General features: G+C 31.0%; 20 protein-coding genes. 5 read left to right on the top strand and 15 right to left on the bottom strand.

Translation table 11 applies throughout. The annotated features are described in order from the left end of the window. Both QZZ48_RS02915 and QZZ48_RS02910 read right to left on the bottom strand, forming a co-directional pair. On the bottom strand, positions 1 to 1,088 hold a 1,088-nt coding region (locus tag QZZ48_RS02915; RefSeq protein ID WP_294961793.1), incomplete at its 3' end, for a cache domain-containing protein. Between the two features lie 155 nt (positions 1,089 to 1,243). Then, a complete protein-coding gene (locus QZZ48_RS02910; protein WP_294961791.1) occupies positions 1,244 to 1,537 on the bottom strand; it encodes a cytochrome c in 294 nt (97 codons plus the stop codon). Between the two features lie 150 nt (positions 1,538 to 1,687). Here QZZ48_RS02910 and QZZ48_RS02905 point away from each other — a divergent pair, with 150 nt between their 5' ends. Then, on the top strand, positions 1,688 to 4,027 hold the full coding sequence (locus QZZ48_RS02905) for a hypothetical protein (RefSeq protein WP_294961789.1): 2,340 nt from the start codon (positions 1,688 to 1,690) through the stop codon (positions 4,025 to 4,027). A 2-nt stretch (positions 4,028 to 4,029) separates the two neighbouring features. Here the strand turns inward: QZZ48_RS02905 and pssA are convergent, their stop codons facing one another. From pssA to QZZ48_RS02855, 10 genes are all read right to left on the bottom strand, one after another. Next, the gene (pssA, locus tag QZZ48_RS02900) at positions 4,030 to 4,749 is read right to left on the bottom strand and encodes a CDP-diacylglycerol--serine O-phosphatidyltransferase (protein WP_294961787.1); all 720 of its coding nucleotides are present in this window, start codon (positions 4,747 to 4,749) and stop codon (positions 4,030 to 4,032) included. Positions 4,750 to 4,751: 2 nt separating this feature from the next. Further along, the gene (locus QZZ48_RS02895; RefSeq protein ID WP_294961784.1) at positions 4,752 to 5,384 is read right to left on the bottom strand and encodes a phosphatidylserine decarboxylase; all 633 of its coding nucleotides are present in this window, start codon (positions 5,382 to 5,384) and stop codon (positions 4,752 to 4,754) included. Further along, a complete protein-coding gene (gene ftsH / locus QZZ48_RS02890) occupies positions 5,374 to 7,359 on the bottom strand; it encodes an ATP-dependent zinc metalloprotease FtsH (RefSeq protein ID WP_294961783.1) in 1,986 nt (661 codons plus the stop codon). The genes QZZ48_RS02895 and ftsH overlap by 11 nt, the downstream gene beginning before the upstream one ends. Then, a complete protein-coding gene (locus tag QZZ48_RS02885) occupies positions 7,359 to 8,198 on the bottom strand; it encodes a 50S ribosomal protein L11 methyltransferase (protein ID WP_294961780.1) in 840 nt (279 codons plus the stop codon). Before QZZ48_RS02885 ends, ftsH begins: the two co-directional genes overlap by 1 nt. Continuing rightward, positions 8,198 to 8,572 (bottom strand): chemotaxis response regulator CheY, encoded by a 375-nt coding sequence (locus QZZ48_RS02880; RefSeq protein ID WP_294961777.1) that lies wholly within the window; start codon positions 8,570 to 8,572, stop codon positions 8,198 to 8,200. The genes QZZ48_RS02885 and QZZ48_RS02880 overlap by 1 nt, the downstream gene beginning before the upstream one ends. A 74-nt stretch (positions 8,573 to 8,646) precedes the next feature. Then, positions 8,647 to 9,357 carry a 1-(5-phosphoribosyl)-5-[(5-phosphoribosylamino)methylideneamino]imidazole-4-carboxamide isomerase gene (gene hisA / locus QZZ48_RS02875; RefSeq protein ID WP_294961774.1) on the bottom strand — a complete coding sequence of 237 codons (711 nt, stop codon included), beginning with the start codon at positions 9,355 to 9,357 and terminating at the stop codon, positions 8,647 to 8,649. A 123-nt stretch (positions 9,358 to 9,480) separates the two neighbouring features. Beyond that, positions 9,481 to 10,110 carry an imidazole glycerol phosphate synthase subunit HisH gene (gene hisH, locus QZZ48_RS02870; RefSeq protein WP_294961771.1) on the bottom strand — a complete coding sequence of 210 codons (630 nt, stop codon included), beginning with the start codon at positions 10,108 to 10,110 and terminating at the stop codon, positions 9,481 to 9,483. Beyond that, the gene (locus QZZ48_RS02865; protein ID WP_294961768.1) at positions 10,107 to 11,012 is read right to left on the bottom strand and encodes a PDC sensor domain-containing protein; all 906 of its coding nucleotides are present in this window, start codon (positions 11,010 to 11,012) and stop codon (positions 10,107 to 10,109) included. The genes hisH and QZZ48_RS02865 overlap by 4 nt, the downstream gene beginning before the upstream one ends. Before the next feature lie 65 nt (positions 11,013 to 11,077). After that, positions 11,078 to 11,557 (bottom strand): hypothetical protein, encoded by a 480-nt coding sequence (locus QZZ48_RS02860; RefSeq protein ID WP_294961765.1) that lies wholly within the window; start codon positions 11,555 to 11,557, stop codon positions 11,078 to 11,080. Positions 11,558 to 11,601: 44 nt separating this feature from the next. Next, on the bottom strand, positions 11,602 to 11,727 hold the full coding sequence (locus tag QZZ48_RS02855; RefSeq protein WP_294961762.1) for a hypothetical protein: 126 nt from the start codon (positions 11,725 to 11,727) through the stop codon (positions 11,602 to 11,604). Positions 11,728 to 12,120: 393 nt separating this feature from the next. On the opposite strand from QZZ48_RS02855, the gene QZZ48_RS02850 reads away from it, so the two are divergent. The 4 genes from QZZ48_RS02850 to QZZ48_RS02835 are packed head-to-tail and all read left to right on the top strand — an operon-like array spanning position 12,121 to position 15,625. After that, complete coding sequence (locus QZZ48_RS02850; RefSeq protein WP_294961760.1) at positions 12,121 to 13,014, top strand: hypothetical protein; 894 nt, start codon at positions 12,121 to 12,123, stop codon at positions 13,012 to 13,014. Positions 13,015 to 13,065: 51 nt separating this feature from the next. Then, positions 13,066 to 13,731, top strand: coding sequence for a PilZ domain-containing protein (locus QZZ48_RS02845; RefSeq protein WP_294961758.1), 666 nt, complete (start codon positions 13,066 to 13,068; stop codon positions 13,729 to 13,731). Positions 13,732 to 13,745: 14 nt separating this feature from the next. Further along, positions 13,746 to 14,741: a lipopolysaccharide heptosyltransferase I gene (waaC, locus tag QZZ48_RS02840; protein ID WP_294961757.1), complete on the top strand. Its 996-nt coding sequence runs from the start codon at positions 13,746 to 13,748 to the stop codon at positions 14,739 to 14,741. Beyond that, complete coding sequence (locus QZZ48_RS02835) at positions 14,738 to 15,625, top strand: lipid A biosynthesis lauroyl acyltransferase (RefSeq protein ID WP_294961755.1); 888 nt, start codon at positions 14,738 to 14,740, stop codon at positions 15,623 to 15,625. The genes waaC and QZZ48_RS02835 overlap by 4 nt, the downstream gene beginning before the upstream one ends. Positions 15,626 to 15,633: 8 nt before the next feature. Here the strand turns inward: QZZ48_RS02835 and QZZ48_RS02830 are convergent, their stop codons facing one another. The 3 genes from QZZ48_RS02830 to panB are packed head-to-tail and all read right to left on the bottom strand — an operon-like array spanning position 15,634 to position 18,500. Continuing rightward, the gene (locus tag QZZ48_RS02830; RefSeq protein WP_294961753.1) at positions 15,634 to 16,683 is read right to left on the bottom strand and encodes an AI-2E family transporter; all 1,050 of its coding nucleotides are present in this window, start codon (positions 16,681 to 16,683) and stop codon (positions 15,634 to 15,636) included. Further along, entirely contained in the window at positions 16,683 to 17,696 is a 1,014-nt protein-coding gene (gene ruvB, locus QZZ48_RS02825; RefSeq protein WP_294961751.1) for a Holliday junction branch migration DNA helicase RuvB, read from the bottom strand. The genes QZZ48_RS02830 and ruvB overlap by 1 nt, the downstream gene beginning before the upstream one ends. 12 nt (positions 17,697 to 17,708) lie before the next feature. Beyond that, the gene (gene panB / locus QZZ48_RS02820; RefSeq protein ID WP_294961748.1) at positions 17,709 to 18,500 is read right to left on the bottom strand and encodes a 3-methyl-2-oxobutanoate hydroxymethyltransferase; all 792 of its coding nucleotides are present in this window, start codon (positions 18,498 to 18,500) and stop codon (positions 17,709 to 17,711) included. Positions 18,501 to 18,551 lie beyond the last annotated feature (51 nt).

Below are 18,551 nucleotides of genomic sequence, written 5' to 3'. Positions count from 1 at the left end.
ACTTCTATAATCTTTTTAATAGATGATTTTTTAATAGATTCTAATAGTTCTTTTTTTTCAGCAATATTAACTTCTAAGATATCTTGATAAAAACCACTGCCTACAATCCATTCCCAAGAATCATAATATTCTATATAAGATATTTTATAACTATCTTTATTATTGAGTATATTTGGAACGATTGAACTATAGTGAGTTAAAAAACCTTCTTTTTTTTCATTTGAAAAGCTTATAATATCTTGTATAAAATACTCGCCTCTAGAATTTTTCTTATCGTATGTATTTTTATTACGTAATGTTTTTAATGGATGAGATAATACCTCACCTTGTTTATCTAAGACAAAAATATACCCATTGTCTCCAAATTTTATATTATTAATTCCATCTAATATTCTTCTTTTCATTTCATTTTCATAATCAAGAACATATTCACCAGTTCCTATAAACCAGTTGTATTCTTTAAAGCCTTTAACAAAACCAATTTTTTTATACTCTGTTGTTGCATCATTTGGCTTATGAAAGAACCAGTGAAAAAAACCTTCACCTTTTTCCTTGACAATATTAATTGCTATTTGATTTCTATATACTCCTGTGATATCCTTGTCATAAAAGTAATTTTTACCTTCTCTTTGAGGTTTAGTTGGGTGAAATATACTTGTAGCATCCAAATCATATATAAAGATGTATCCTCTACCATTATTAAATCTTATATTTTGTAAAGCATTTTTAATATCTTTTATAATTTCTTGTTTTGATTTAGTATTTTTATTTTTATTATATATGCTTTGAATGATTTGATAAGCATTGTCTACTTGTAGTTTTATTTTTTCTTTTAGGTAAGATTCTGATTTATTTTTTTCTATTTCAACTTCATAAAGAACTCTTTTAACTTCTTCTTTTACTCTTTTTTTATTTTGATCTAAATAATCTTGTCTTACTTTATTAATTTCATTGGAAAAATCTTCATTGACTTGTTGAATAGAAACTTGAATCATTATAAGAACAATCACCAACATTAAAACCATAGGCTGATATCTTATTATTTTTAAAATATTTTGTTCGTCTTTAAAGAATTTTGTAAAAAACATTTTATGCACTCCATCCGAAAAAATAGATTATACAACTTGTTACTTATATTACGTTTTGTTTAGACCTATAAATCCCTATAAATAGCCTTTAAGTAAAGTATCTTGTCTCATATCTAAAAAAGCTGTTAGCTATTGTTTGCTTTACTTAATTAATATTAATTAAATCTACTAGGCTCAAATTTATAGAACTTTTTATTTAGATAATGAACAACATCATCAACTTCATCATCAAACCATTCAGCATCCATAGCAAAATTACATTTTTTAACACGCCATTTTAACTTTGCAAGATTTTTGACTTTACTATCTGCTGATGTAAAGCTGTCAGAAGTATGACATTTTTGACACTTAGCCTCTAGATATAACTTCTCTCCACTGTCTGCATTATAAGCGAATAAAGGAGATACACTAAAATATATTCCTACTAATAATAAGTGAGCTTTCTTCATCTTCTGTCCTTATCTTCTTTATGTAAGACAACTATAATATATAATTTACACTTATAGCAACTTTTATTTCAAATATTGTAATTGTTTTTAAGACTTTAAAGTGATTTATGGTACTTTTATTGCTTATAAAAAGCTAAAACAAGGTAGGTAATGGCTGAAGAAATAGAAGATATAATTATTATTGAAGAGAGTGATGCAGCTGGATCGGATAAGACTCATGCTCCAGACTTTATTTTAGATGATGGCTCTTCTAAAAAGAAAAAAATACTACTTTTTGGTATTATAGCTATTGTTCTAGTTCTAATTATAATAATAGCACTACTTTTCATTTTTAAATCTTCAGATACTGAGCAAACTAGTTCTCTTAACTTTATAGAGACTAAACTAGAGCAAAATGATACAAAACATGTAGAAGCAAGTAAACTTGAAAATATGATTGCTAAAGCAAATTATTTATATTCTACAGGTTCAAAAGATGAAGCTCTATTTTTATATGAAAAAATTGCAATTTATAGTGAAGCGATATCTGTATATAACCTTGGAGTAGCTCAGTTAAAAGATGAGACATATGATTTAGCTCTTAAAACATTTAAAAAAGCTATTATAAATGACGAAAAAAGATGTGTAAGTGCAATTAATGCAGCTGTTTGTGCCTTGCATCTAAAAGATGAAAAGAGTTTTAATTACTACATAGATTTAGCATATGCTTATCTTGCTAAAGAAAAAAATTCACCTCAATATTCTTATTATTATACATTGATTAATTACTACAATAAAAACTATCTTGAAGCATTAAGTGCTTTAGAAAATCCAACTAGCGATGAATATCCAACTACTCAAAAACATCTCAAAGCAAAGATTAATGCACTTTACTCAAATAATTATAAAGCTATAGAGGCAATGGAAGAAAACTTTAAAGTTGAAGATTCTTTTAGTATCGCAATGTTATATGCTAGAGTTGGAGACTTAACCCTTGCTCAAAAACATTTATCTGAAGCCTTAGTAAAAAATATTGAACCAGTAAAATCTGCTTTAGCTCAAGCACTTATACACCTTAAATCAGGACGCATTCAAACTGCTGGTAAGCAGATAAAGAATGTAACAGATATGTTTCCCCAAGAAGTATATAAACCATACCCGATATCAGTAAAGTTAAAAGAGTCTCTATTTGATCCCTTAAAAGCACAACTAAGATATAGAGATAGTATTAAGCGATCTAAAATACTTAACTTTCATAAAATATTTTATTTCTCACCATACAAAATTTTTAATGCTGATCAAACTATCAGTTCAATTCAAAAAGGTAATGCAAATATTTATATCGACAATCTTTCATCTGCTCAAAGATATCTCAAAAGAAGTGCCTCTGCATCTAGCGTTAATCAAGGAATTGTAAAAGCGATTAAAAAGGCATTATCATTCAAGTTAAGAGAAGCTAATACAGACTTGCAAAAGCTCGTAAAGATTCAACCCAAACATTCAATACTTCAGTATAACCTTGCTTTAACTTATGCTCAAATTGGCAATATGACAATGGCTAATAAACATTTTCTTCTTTCATACCATTTAGATGCAAAGAATTATCTATCAGGTGTTTTTGCCGTTATGACAAGTCACATAATCAATAAAAATTCTGTTAAGCTAACTGAGATTCTTAAAGATTCTATATCATTAGAAGACTCTAGTGAAGAGACAGATCTTTATAAAACTATTCTTTCTATAATCGATGACAACATCATATACGCAGCAGAATGGTTGGAAAAAGACTATAAACAGAAACCTCTTTATTTAGCTCTAGATACAATAATAGCATTAGGATTAAATAATATTAATGTTGCAAAGAAATCTTCTCACAAACTTACTGTTCTTCTTCCAAGTGAAATACTTCCTCATATGATGTATATAGATTCATACTTTTCAGAGTTAAAGCCTAAAGAGTATGCGAATAAAGTTCTCAACTACCTTAAACTACAGCAGTTTAACTTCAATGATTTATACTATGGAGCATATATTACAAGATATTTATACACTCAACAAAATCTTATTACTGGTAAGTTATTTTTTCTTAGAAAACAACTTCGAGAAGTACTTGAGACAACTAATAGTAATACGCATGAAATAACTAGTGCCTTAGCACTTGCATCTTTATATGACAAAGCTTTTGAAGAGTCCTACACACTATTTAATTATCTTATTGATGATTTAAAGGTAAGAGACGCTTATACTCTGTTCTTAGGTGCTGTTGCATCTACTGCTGCAAATCATCATGCAAATGCAATCGCTTTGTTAGAACTATCAAAAATGAAAGACAGTAGTTTATTAGAAAATCGTTACGCTTTAGGTTTACTATATCTTGAAGTAAAAAACAATGAAGGGGCTTCTATTCAGTTTGGAAGAATGGGAGATAATGGTTTTAGTTCTGACTACTTTAACTTTGATATTGATCTAGATAAGTTGCTCTTTGAAAAAGAGCAAGCTGCAAAATTGTAATATTATTTTTTGCCTAAACTCTTAGGCATTAACATTGCAGCTCTAACTAATCCATACATAATATAAATTACAAAGATAAGAGCAAAGCCTTCTATTGGATACATAAATACAACAAATAAAGCTGACAATATAAAAAGAAAAAACTTCATTGCATGTTTAGGAGAAAAATCTATTTTCTTAAAACTTGGATATCTAATATTACTTACCATAAGAAGAGATACTAGAATAGATAAGAACATGATAATCAAACCATAGTCATCATGAAATCCATATTTTTGAAACAGTAAAACAAGTAAAGATACAAAAACTGCGGCTGTAGGAATAGGAACACCAATAAATACTGATGGTTCACTACTAACTGTCATAACATTAAAGCGTGCTAATCTAATTGCACCAAAAATTACAAACAATGCAGATGCCACAATACCAAAGCGACCAAATTCATAACCTACAAAAAGGTACATCAAAAGAGCAGGAGCAACACCAAAAGCAACCATATCAGCTAATGAATCAAACTCTACACCAAACTTAGAACATGTATTAGTTAGTCTAGCCACTCTACCATCTAGTCCATCAAAGATAAGTGAAAGCATAATAAGCCAAGCAGCTTTTTCAAAGTCTCCATTAACAGCACTAATTATGCTAAAAATACCTGAGAAAATAGATGCTGCAGTAAAAAGGTTTGGGAGGATAAAAATTAAATTAGTAGGCGTTTTTCTCATATTTATGAAAAATACCCTACTAATGATTGAGACGCTTTTAACTCTTGTCCCACACTAACATTAACTCTAAAATTCTGAGGTAAATATATAGTTGTTATACCATTTAGCATAAGTCCGTATCTACTACCTTGAACTAATTTTTGTTTTGTTCTAACATTGATTTTTATATCATCAATACTTTGTTTTAATATATGAGAAATTTTAACTTTATTTTCATTCTCATCTTGAAAAATAAGTTCAACTCTTTCATTTATTTCTTTATATAATGGTGATTTTCGAGAAAGTCTTGTCCCATGTTTTACATTTATATTTTCTATTGTGCTACTCAGTGGAACACGAATAAGAGGCACATTTAGATAACTACTATTTACTTCTAATTTATAAGCATATTCTTCATTTTTTAATTCTTCAATTGATAGTAAAACACCATCTACTGGACTTACTACACTCATCTGCTCAAAGTTTGGTGTGCTACGTTCAGGATTTCTATATGCAAATATAAAGAATACAAGCGTTAAAAAAGAGAAAAACTCTAAAAGTTCAAAATCTAAAATAGCACAAATAATAAATGCTAAAATAGTAAAGCCTATGCGATTAAACCCTTCTCTTGCAATTGGTAAAAGATTATTCTTCATCTTCTTTTCCATCATCTTCTTTTTTGCTATCTTTTTGAGCCATTTTAGCATCTTCTTTTAGCTCTTGAGCGATATCATCAAGATCACCTGAAACTTTTGATTCTATATTATTTTCTTTTTCAAAATTTATAATAATTTCTCTTACTTCTTCACCAGTAATATTTTCTTTCTTGTAAAGTAAGGCAACCATCTCTTCAATAGCACCCTTATATTCTTCAAGACGAGCTACTACAGATTCATAATGCTCAGTTAAAGATGTCTTAATAAACTCATCCATGTTCTCAGCCATCTTATCGCTGTACTCTCTTGTAGCTTGTTGTCCCGTACCGATAAAAGATTGTCTACTTTTTTCTAAAACCATAAGACCAGCTACATCACTCATACCATATGTTTGAACCATAGATTTAATGATGTCTGTTGCTCTTTCTAAGTCATTACCAGCACCTGTAGAGATTTCTTTAATAAATACTTGCTCAGCAGCACGACCACCAAGAAGAACATCTACTTCAGCCCACATTTCATGACGTTGCATCATAAATTTATCTTCTTCTGGTTTGTTAAGTGTATAACCTAATGCAGCAAGGCCACGAGGGACAATAGAAACTTTAGATACTTTTTTAGCACCTTCAGTTGTTTCAGCTAAAAGAGCATGTCCACTCTCGTGGTAAGCAACAATTTTTTTCTCTTTAGGATTAATTCTACGAGATTTTTTAGCAAGTCCGGCTATTGCTCTCTCAACAGATTCAAAAAGATCTTTTTGAGTAACAGTTTTTTGACTCTTTCTACCAGCTAATAGAGCAGCTTCATTTATTACATTTGCTAAATCAGCTCCGGCAAGACCCGCTGTAAGGCGAGCTATTTCTTCTATATGTACATCATCATCCATTTTAACATTTCTCATATGCACTTTTAGAATTTTTATACGACCTTGATAGTCTGGTTTATCAACAAGAACTTGTCTGTCAAAACGACCAGGACGAAGAAGAGCTTGATCAAGGACTTCAGGTCTGTTTGTCGCAGCTAATATTATAACTGGAGTATCTGTTCCAAAACCATCCATCTCAGCTAGTAGCTGATTAAGAGTTTGTTCTCTTTCGTCATTTCCACCCATCATTCCACCAGCAGCACGACTCTTACCAATAGCATCTATCTCATCAATAAAAATAATACTTGGAGCATCTTTTTTAGCTTGTTCAAATAAATCACGCACACGAGCTGCACCAACACCCACAAACATTTCTATAAAACTAGAACCACTTACTGAGAAAAATGGAACATCTGCTTCACCAGCAACTGCTTTTGCTAAAAGTGTTTTACCAGTACCCGGTGATCCAACTAAAAGAACACCTTTTGGGATTTTCGCTCCAATTTCTACATAACGAGCAGGATATTTTAAAAAGTCTACAATTTCTTGAACTTCTTCTTTAGCCTCTTCTACACCAGCAACATCATCAAACTTAGTATCTGGTTTTTCTGAGTTAACCATTTTTTTAGAGTTACCCATACCAAGTATTCCGCCACCCATACTTTTTTGCATTCTACCTGCGAAGAACATCCAAATTGCGATAATTATTAAAAATGGGAATAACCATCCAAACATTTCTGTAAACCAATTTGTTTCACTAAAACCAGCATACTCTATACCTTGTTTATCTAAAAGTTCTACAAGTCGATTGTCACCTTTAACTATTCTAGTAGTATAAATTGAACCATCAGAACCAATAGCTTTGATGTATGTTTGTCCTATGCTTACTTTTGAAACAGCTTTACTCTCTACTAAAGTTTTTAGTTCTGAATAGCTAACCTGTTTTGTTTTTCTATTGGACGTGCCAGCACTGTCCATTCCTGTACCTTCACCAACTAATGCTTTAAATAGTACTATTATTACTACTGAAAATATTGCAAAAGTTATTAATGGATTTTTATTAAAAAAATTATTATTTTTATTATCATTATTCTTATCTTGATTTGACATTATTTATCTCTTTTATTTTTTGTTAAGACAAGCGTTACCCACTCATCTATAGCTATTCTTTCAATGATTTCACAATCTTTGTAAAAACCCAAAACTTTACTCTCATACTTATCTAAAATACCAGATAGTATTAACGTACCACCATCTTTTAAAGCACTTTTTAAATCTTTTGCTATAAAAGTAAGTACATCAGCTACAATATTTGCTACTACTACATCATATTTTGATGAGCTTAACGAACATGAGCCTTCCCATATTTTTGTAAATTCTATATTATTCAATTTAGCATTTTTAATACTATTTTCAACTGACACTGGATCAGTATCACAAGCCTCTACAAATGCTTTTAACTTTATTGCCGCAATACCAAGTATACCGCTTCCACAGCCAACATCAATTAGAGAGTTTCCCTCTTTTACATATTTTGAGATTGCTCCTAATGAAGAGGCTGTTGTTGGATGGTGACCAGTTCCAAAAGCCAAAGCTGGATCAATTGCTATGTTAATTAAGTCTGGGTTTTCTTCATCCCAAGTTGGATGAATATAAAATTTATCTATGGCAAGAGGGGTTATACTTTTTTGATAAAGTTCAACCCAATCACTGTTTTGAAGTTTTTGTTGAGTACACTCAAGTTCTATCGTTTCAACTAAAGCTTTTTGAAGAGCTTCACGAAACTGCTCCAGTCCCCACATAATAGTATCAAGTTCATCTTCGCTTCTAACTGTAAACCCAGAATCAGACTCTTCGAAGCCTATTGGTATGGTATCAGTTAAAAAGTCAGCAAACAACTCCTTGCGAGATGAAACTTTAACTACTAACTCGTAGTAGTGTTCCTTCATTATTCGGAAACACCCATAACAGCACCAAGTTTTTCTTTTAATACTTGAGGAGTAAATGGTTTAACTATATAGTTATTTACACCTGCTTTAAGTGCAGTGATAACTTCTGATTTACCACCTTCTGTTGTTACCATGATAATTGGTGTATCTTTAAAACGTGCATCTGCACGAACTTTTTTAACTAATTCTAGTCCATTCATTTCTGGCATATTCCAGTCTGTAATTAACATCTCGATATCTGGATTAGAATCCATTTGAGCCCAGCCTTCAAGACCGTCTGCTCCCTCTAAAATGTCTTTATAACCTAAACGCGCTAAAGTATTTTTAATAATACGACGCATCGTAGAACTATCATCAACAACAAGTAATTTCAATTGAAATCCTTTTTAAAAAATATATTTGCAAAAATTTATACTCTAATAATAGCTAAATTTTTATTTTTTTACCATTAATCAAGAAGTTTAAACATCTTAGGTAAGTCTAATTTGCCCTCGTAATATGCCTTGCCAATAATAACACCGCCAACTTCTTTTGTTGCAATAAGGGCTTCTATATCACTTGAATCTTTCACTCCACCACTAGCAATAGTACTAATACCGCTTGCTCGTGCAATATCTAAGGTAAATTCTACATTTACTCCAGATAGTGTTCCATCTTTTCCTACATCAGTACAGATTATTGCTTCAACACCTGCATTAGCAAATTCTTTTGCTAAATCAGTAGCTTTCATACTGCTAACATCTGCCCAACCTTCAACTGCAACAAAACCATCTATTGCATCTATTCCAACTGCTATTGGATATTTAGATGCCATATCTCTAACAAATTGAGGGTCTTTAACTGCAATTGATCCTAAAATTATTCTATCTATTCCAATATCGAGCATCTTTTTAATAGTTTCTTCATCTCGGATACCACCACCAAGCTCTAACTTTACATTACAATTTTTTCGAATTTTTATAATTTGTTCTAAGTTTTTAGGTTCTCCAGCAAATGCACCGTTCAAATCAACTAAATGCACCCACTCAGCACCCATTTCTTCAAATGTTTTTACTAATGACCAAGGTTCATCTGAATAAATCTTTGCACTATCCATAAGACCCTTAGTTAGTCTAACTGCTTTTCCGTCTTTTAAATCTATTGCTGGGTATAAAGTCATTATTTTCCTTATTATTTTTAAGAGCCACCAGTGGCAAGAGTTCTCTGCTGAAGAGAACCAAGTGTTAACGTAGCTAGCGAAATCGTGGTGCCCCTTGAGGGTATACTCTCGATAGCGTAGCAATCATAGTGAAATAAAATTTTCTAATATATGTAAACCATTTTTATGGCTCTTTTCTGGGTGAGGTTGAAAACCCATTATATTTCCATGAGACACTGCTGATGTAAATTCATACCCGTAATTAGTTCGACCAATAATATCTTCTTTGTTTGTACAATTAACATGATATGTATGTACAAAGTATAGATAATGTTCTTCATCTAAATCTTTAAACAAAGGATGTTGAGAAGTGAACATTCTATTCCAGCCCATATGTGGAACTTTTAAAGGCAATTCATTTTTGCTTGATACTTCAAACTTATTAGTGTCAAAAGGTATAACATTACCTTTAATAAGCCCTAAACCTTCATGCTTACCAAACTCTTCACTACTTTCAAAAAGTAGTTGCATTCCAAGACAGATGCCAAATATATATTTACCACTTGCAGCATATTCTCTTAATGCTGTTACCATATTCCTATCTTTTAAATGCTCCATTGCGTCAGGAAAAGCACCTACACCGGGAAGAATAAGTTTGTCATACTCTTTAAACTTACTTGGGTCACTTTCTATAACTGTCTCTTTTCCTAATTTAGTAAATGCATTTTGCACACTTGCTAAATTTCCCATATTATAATCAACTATTGCTATCATGAATCACTTTTCACTTTTGTAAATTTTATATAAACTGCTAAACATATTATCAGTAGTGCTACTCCAGTGATAATATACATTGCATACATCAATTTTGGAGGGTCAGTAATGGCAAATTTAAACACCAACATTAATGCTTCAATAGATAAAGCAATAATAATTGAACCTAAAAATTTGACCATCGTTTTATGTGGACCTGAAATATTTTGTTCTTTATGTCGTCCTAAGATTTCTTCTTCTATCAAAGTTTTTGCTAAATCAAATATGGCTAGAGAAAGAGTTAAAAGAATAGTTGCTTTAAACATATCATCTATAATTAAATTTGACATCGTTATTTCATTTACAAAAAAACTTTTAACTCCATGAGAAAAAAGAAATAGTGCAACTGCTATGAGAGCAAAAGCAAACATAGCATATGAAAATTTAAACAATTTTGAAAAGAATGCGTCGGATGTATTTAAATGAGCAATTTTTAAAACTTCATCTAAAGGCATGTCAAGACAAGCTATATATTTTAAGTTTCCATCTTCACAATAAATTGGTTGAGAAGCAGTCACAGTAAGATTTTGTGTTATTAAAGATGGATATGGATCTGTAATACTGCATCGACCTTCTCTAACGGCACGGTAATAGTAAGCTCGATCAGCCCGTATTTTTCCAGCGTCATCATCCATTTGTTTATCTGCTGCATATGTTGGTGTTACTTGAACACCTTTGTTGTCCAAAAGATAGACTCCTTCACAATTCTCTAAATCAGCCTTTATCTTTAATAGACGAGGGACAATCATATCTTGAGTTAGTGAGGGAAGTCTGTTTGGAATATTTTTGGAAAAGAGGTAACAAAAATACGCTCTTGCTTTAGTTCGACCTTCGGAGAAATCTTGAATATCAGATGCAACCATCTTATTACTTACCTTTTATGAAATTATCGTGATTATAGCAAAGGCTAAATAACAAAGAGGTTAGCTTAATTAAAACCCTCTTTTTGATCTTCAATAATTGAAGATTCTGTGTGGTGAGTTATACTAGGACCAAATACTTTTTTAATTATTGACTTAAACCCTCTTTCATTTTCTTCATACTCTTTTTCAGCTTCTTGTAATGCAACTTCCCATGCAGATGAGAACCCAGGGGCTTTTAACATCATTTTTCTCAAAGCACCATCATAAATATTTAATAATCTAAGCTCAGAACGACCTGGTTTTTGTCCTAAAGTCTTAACTGATATTCTTAAGTTTTCATTTTCTTTTTTTAATTTTTCTAGTTGACTCTCAAGATTTTTACTACCTTCATTTGTAATCTTCATCTGTCTGTTTAGGTGTTCTTTGTAATCTTTTAATTCTCTCTTATATGAACTCATTTCAAATCTAGACTTAATATAACTTATAAAATAACCAATCGCAAGACCTGCAATAATTAGCAAAATACTTAAGTAACTTAGTTCCATATAAATATCCTTTTTACTTTTTAATATGCACAATTATAGCAAAATTAAGTTATTTTACTTTCACCTAAAATACCATCGCTTAATATACCTATTAAAGAAGAGATTAAAAAGAAAAAGCTCGCACCTATTACTACAAGAACTGCTGGCATAATTAATATATCATCAAACATTTTTAATCCTTTTAATTTTAATACTCATATACTAAAGAGATAAATATGTAAAAAAAGTGTTAAGAGACTAATAAAGGACAATTATAGATTTCAAGGTTACTTAATTTTACTATTTCATGCTCTTTTGATAGCTATGCTATAATATGTTAATAACAAGTTATAAAGGTATCTATTGGTTCATTTATATTATAAGACTTCTACATCGACACAATCAGCGCATTTGAGTCTTGCTAAATTATTGATATTAGCAAGATTCAAAGTCTTAAATATGATGAAATTTATCTAGTTGAAATAGATAAAATAGAAAAAGATTTACTCTCGCATCTAAAAAAACTACTTGCATCTAAAACAGATAGTTTAATTTACTTTTTTATTAACGACTCACATAATCTGATGCTTTTTCAACTAACTTCTATGTTAAATGTAAAAAGCATTATAACTCCAAAACATGTTACGGATAAAATAATCTCAAGTATTAAAACAGAACTTTTACTCAAAAGAGAGCTTCAAATCCATGACTCTATAGCAAAGACTTTAATAGAAGATAAATGCTTTATGATCTTTAATTCAAATGGATTAAAATATGCAAGTGACAAGTTATATAATGATTTTAAATGTTCAGATTTAGAAATGGTAAAATCTAAAATATGTTTGGAACTTGATTTAGTAAAATTTTTGGAAGAAGATATTTCTCAACAAAGTAATTTTAACTTTAACGGCTCTGAAAAAACATATAATATCACAAGTACTACATCGGGTTATAATGGAGATATATTTATAAAACATATTATAAAAGATGCAATACAAGGTTCTAAACAATTCTCCCAAAGCGTAAATTTTATAAAAAATCGCATCTATTTTATAGAAATAATCAAAGATAAAATTTTAGAAGCAAGTATTTCTTATAGTCTATTTTCAATTATTACAATCCAAGTAGAGAACATGCATAGTTTACGTCAATACTGGAATGAATATGAAATTGAGATGGCTATTCGTGATTTACTTTTACAAGTGGAAATAGAAATAGATTCTCACACTCTACTAGCTCAATATGACAACAACCTTTACTTAACACTCTTTGAAGGTCTAGACTTTGAAGCTACAAAACAAAAAGCTACTACTATACAAAATAAAATTTCTACATATACTTCTAAGCAGAGTATTAAACCAATAATTGGTATTTATGCCTTTGACATAAACAATTTAGAACTAGATACTGTCTTAAAAACAATATCAGACATATCTAAAGAAGATATTTCCAAACAAGATATAGAAACTGAAAAATAATATAGAGTTATAGATATAAGCAATGAACTTGATGATGATAGAGCAATTGATATGCTTCTTCAAGGAACATTTACAAATAAAACGCCTATGAAACTTTTAAATATATATAAAGGCTTATGTTTAAATACTTCTTCAAAAATAATGAAAAAAACAGAGCAAGAAATATATGTGACTTATGAGCAACTACAAGGTACTGTAATGAATTTTGAAAAAGAGACAATACTTCAGTCATCAAGTTTTTCAAAAGATATAGTTGCAGATGTAAAATATATAGATTCAAAAAAGAAAATTGCTCTTTTAAAGAACTTTCATTTTGTTCAGGGAAGTGCAAATGCTAGAAAGTACTCTCGTGTAACTTGTTCACAAAGAACACCAATTTCTATCGTACTTGAAAAAGGTACATTAAATGGTGAAGTCTTAGATATTTCTATGAATTCAATTGCAATTAAAACAAGAATGCACCCTAATATAGAATCTTTAAAAAATATGCAAGTGTCTCTGAAGTTCACCCTTCCTATGAAAAATAGTGAAGAAGGATATATGAGTATTATGCTTGCCGCAGAAGTTATGTTTACACTTTGTGATGAGAAATTCTGTAAAGTTGTTGTTAACCTCTTTGAAGACCAAGTATACGAAGCCGTACTCATGGAATATGTTTATGACAGACAAAAAGAGATAATTGTTGAATTAAAAAAACAAAGCGCTATGCTAAATTAGGTATAATGCCGAGAATGAAAAAAGACATAAAACGTATAGCTATAGTAAGACTATCTGCTCTTGGAGATATTGTAAATAGCGCTGTAACTCTACAGTTTATCCATGAAAAATATCCAGATTCAAAAATAGAGTGGATTACTGAAGAAGTTTTTGCTCCACTACTACAAGATCATCCTTTAATCACTGCCGTTCATACACTAAACCTAAAAGAATTGAAAAAGTCTAAGAGCTTTTCTCTTTTAAAACGTACAATCTCTCAACTTCGTTCATTAGGTACTTTTGATATTATTATAGATATTCAAGGACTTTTAAAGTCAGCTGTTGTTGCAAGGCTTGTAGGAGCTAACACTCATGGTTTTGATAAAAATTCTGCAAGAGAAGGATTGTCTTCTTTATTTTACAAAACTACTTCACATATAGAATATGATGAAAATATTGTTAAGAGAAATACATTCCTTGTCTCTGATGGACTTGGATTTAAGATAGATGATATTATGTTAAAGAGTAAAAACCCTGTTTTTGAAACAGTGATTTATCCCCTAGAAAAGAATGGTAAAAAAAACATAGCAATTGTAATAGGTGCTTCTTGGGAATCAAAAAAATATCCAAAAGAAAAAGTTCTGCAACTTTGTAATGAGTTAAAAGAAAATAGTATCATTTTATGGGGCTCAGATGCAGAAAAAGAAGACGCTATTTGGATATCCAAAAACTCTGCTTATGCAAATATTGCACCTAAACTATCTCTAATAGATTTAGTTTCACTAATTTCTAGTGTTGATTTGCTTATAGGTAATGATACTGGTCCAACCCATATGGCATGGGCTCAAAATATCCCTTCAGTTACTCTATTTGGTCCAACAACTACAAGAATGATTTATGAGACTTCTATAAATATAGGAATCAAATCAAGTTCTATTGTAGATATTTACCATATAGATAAAAATGACTTTTCCATAAAAGACATTCCTGTTTACAATATTACTAGAGAAGCTAAGGAGTTATTAAAATGATTGGTTTTTACGCTTTTTTAATACTAGAAAAATTTTTAATGTTCTTGCCAAGAAAAGTTAGACGTTCTTTTTTTCTAGGCTTAGGTTTTTTAGCATATAAAATTTCTAAAAGATACAACAAGGTTATAAGACAAAACCTTCAGTTTATATATGGAGATAATGTAGATGAAGATTTTATAAAAAAAGTTTCTAAAAATGCATTTACACAACTTCTATTAAACATTTTACATACTATGGAGATAAGATACTACCCCATAGAAGAGTTGTCCAAAAAAATTAGATTTGAGAATGATGAAGTACTAAAAAAGGTACAGAATGAAGGTAGACCTATCATCTTTGTAACATCTCATTATGGTTCTTGGGAGTTTGCTGGAGCGATGCTCAGTGCTCTTCGTGAACCGATTATGATTGTTTATAAAAAAATGAACAATAAATATTTCCAAAATTATCTTTTAAGTTCTCGTTCAAAATCTCGTATGACATATTTGGAAAGAGGTGGAGCAACTAGAGGAATACTTAAACGTCTTCGCTCAGGTGGAGCTATTGCACTTTTAATTGATACTAATGTAAATAAAAGAGAAGCTATTACAGTTGATTTTTTAGGTAAGCCTACAAGTCAGATTAAAACAACTGCTTACTTTGCGAGAAAGTTTAACGCTGCTTTGATTCCATCTCTTATACATGCAAACGATGATGGAACATATACTATAAAATTTTACGATGAAATAGTACCACCAAAAACAGACAATGAACAAGAAGATATCAAAGTATCAACTCAGATGCAGACTGATTGGTTAAGTGCAGAGATTTTAAAAGCTCCAGAACCTTGGTTTTGGTTACATAGAAGATTTAAAGATGACTATCCAGAGGTTTACAAAAAGTAAATCTCTAGTTAAGTATTTTTTGTTTCACACTCTTTAGTTCTTGCTTCAAATAGTTTTAAAATAGTTAGGAAAAATGCAGTAATTGCAGGTCCTAAAATCATTCCCCAAAAACCAAATGTTGCAAGTCCAGCAATAATAGCGAAGAAAATAATAAGCTCGTTTATTCTTGTATCATCCTCTTTTAAAAGTCTATTATTAATCTCTTTTATAATTAGTGGTTTTATAAATGTATCAGCAATTATGGAGATAACAACTATAGAATAAAGAGCTATAAATATTGCACTTGATGAATCTCCGATTGAAAATTCATAAAGCATAAATGGAAGCCACATAAGAGTTCCACCAACAACAGGAATCAAAGAAGCAAAACCATACATAATTCCAAAAAGAAGACCGTTATAACCCATAAATGAAACTGCGACACCAAAGAGTATGCCTTCAAACATAGCAGTAACAATGATAGAGTAAAAGACCACACTCATAACAGCAGAGAGCTCTTTAGTAAGTGTTGTTGTCTCATCAACTGACATCTGCACAACACGCTTTAAAAACTCTACTATATGTGCTCCGTTATATTGGTAGAAGAAATAAAAGATAATAATTAAGAATGCATTTTTTAAAAAGCCTGCACTAAACGAACCAATAGTCCCTGTAAGAGAAATTGCTTTTGTTGTAAGTGAGTTTACATCTATATCTTTTAGTGCATCTACAGCGTACGGTTTGATAAAAGAAAGATAAGCGGGAGGTGTTTTAATCCACTCTTTTATATAAGTTTCAATTCCTACAAAAACTTGAGGATCTATGCTGTTTAGTTTTATAGTTAAAGTTGCTAGAAAATAACCAAGAGGTGCAAAAAATAAAACTGCTAACAAAAAACTAGATATAGAAGCTGCAGCAAGTTTTGAGTTAAAAAGTTTCTCTAATAAGTCTTGAATATTTGCAGTTGATATAGCCAATAAAGCAGCTATAGTAATACTAAGTAAAAATGGAGCATATAACAAATACATCCAGTAAAGAGAAGTGGCAAATAAGATAGCTACAAAATATTGAGGTTTCATTAAAAAATATTCCCCTCTTCAGTAGGAAGTGAGATATTTAAAACTTCATAAGTATTTCTAGTAGCCTTTCTCCCTTTTGCTGTTCGCTCTAAGTAACCATTTGCAATTAAGTAAGGTTCAAGCACATCTTCTACTGTTCCCTCATCTTCACTAAGAGCTGCTGCAATCGTACTAAGACCCATTGCTCTTCCTTTTGCCACTACTAAAAGTTTTAAAAGTCTTATGTCCATTTCATCAAAACCGTGAGAATTTATACCAAGCTGGTCTAAGGCATACTGAGTACGAGAATGATCTATACTAAGCTCTTCTGCAACCTCAGCAAAATCTCTAACACGACGAAGAAGACGCAGAGCTATACGAGGAGTTCCACGACTTCGCTTTGCTATCTCAATAGATGCTTCATGAATTATCTCTTTATCAAGTTTAGTAGATGCTTGAGAAATAATTTTTGACAACTCTGTAGAAGAATAAAACTGCATTCTAAAGCTCATACCAAATCTATCTCTAAGAGGGTTTGAGAGCATTCCCGCTCTTGTTGTTGCACCAATGAGAGTAAATCTTGGAAGGTCTATTTTTACTGTTTGTGCAGCAGGTCCACTACCTATGATTATATCTATACGAAAATCTTCCATAGATGAGTAAAGTATCTCTTCAACAGCTGGAGAAAGACGGTGAATTTCATCTATAAAAAGAATATCACCCTCTTCTAGATTAGTAAGTATTGCAGCTAAGTCTCCACTTTTTTCTATCATTGGAGCTGCTGTTACTTTTATATTTGCATTCATTTCATTTGCGATGATAAGAGCTAAGGTAGTCTTACCAAGACCTGGAGGTCCGTAAAAAAGAACATGGTCAAGTGCTTCATCTCTCTTTTTACTTGCTTGGATAAAAACACTAAGATTCTTTTTTATTTGTTCTTGTCCAATATACTCATTCCAAGCATCTGGACGTAGAGTAGTTTCTGCAATCTCTTCATCAGCATTAAAAGTCTCTATCTCTACTATTCTATCCATTAAATGCAACCATTAATAAGTGTGTTCCTCTTTTGGAAACTCTTTAGTTATAACTTCATCTGCATAGTTTTGAATTGCATCTTTTACTAAAGTTGCACCATCCATATATTTTTTTACAAACTTAGGAGTGAACTCTTCAAAAAGGCCTAACATATCTGAGAAGACTAGAACCTGACCATCAACATCAACTCCAGCTCCAATTCCAATAACAGGAACTTTTACAGATTTTGCAATAGCAGTAGCCACGTCAGCTTTTACACCTTCAATTACCATACAAAATGCTCCAGCATTCTCAATAGCTTTAGCATCTTGGATTAATTTGAGTTTTTCTTCTTCACTCTTACCTTTAACTTTGTATCCACCTTCGCTTCTAACTGATTGAGGAAGTAGACCAATATGACCACATACTGCAATACCATTTGATGTAAGATGCTTCACAATATCTGCTTTATCTTGTCCACCTTCTATTTTTACACAGTCAGCCGAAGTTTCTTGAAAAACTCTTATTGCATTACAGAGGGCATCGTCTTTATTAGTATAAGTTCCAAATGGCATATCACATACTATAAAAGTATTTTTTGCACCATTACATACTGCATTTGTATGATAAAGCATTTGGTCCATTGTTGCACTAAGAGTATCTCTTTTTCCTGCGAAACTCATGTTTAGACTGTCACCTACCAAAATCATATCTGAGCTAGGCTCTAGTAGTTTTGCAAACAGTGCATCATACGCCGTAATCATAACAATAGGTCTTACACCTTTTGTTTTTTGTATAGAAGTTATTGTCATTTTTTTATTCATAAAAGTATTTTAACTAAAAACTGATACAATTACACTAAATAGGAGAATTAC

Source organism: Sulfurimonas sp., from assembly GCF_016744025.1.
In the GTDB taxonomy this organism is placed as follows: domain Bacteria; phylum Campylobacterota; class Campylobacteria; order Campylobacterales; family Sulfurimonadaceae; genus Sulfurimonas.
The sequence above is the reverse complement of the archived record's forward strand: the minus strand, read 5'-3'. Positions and strand labels throughout refer to the sequence as shown.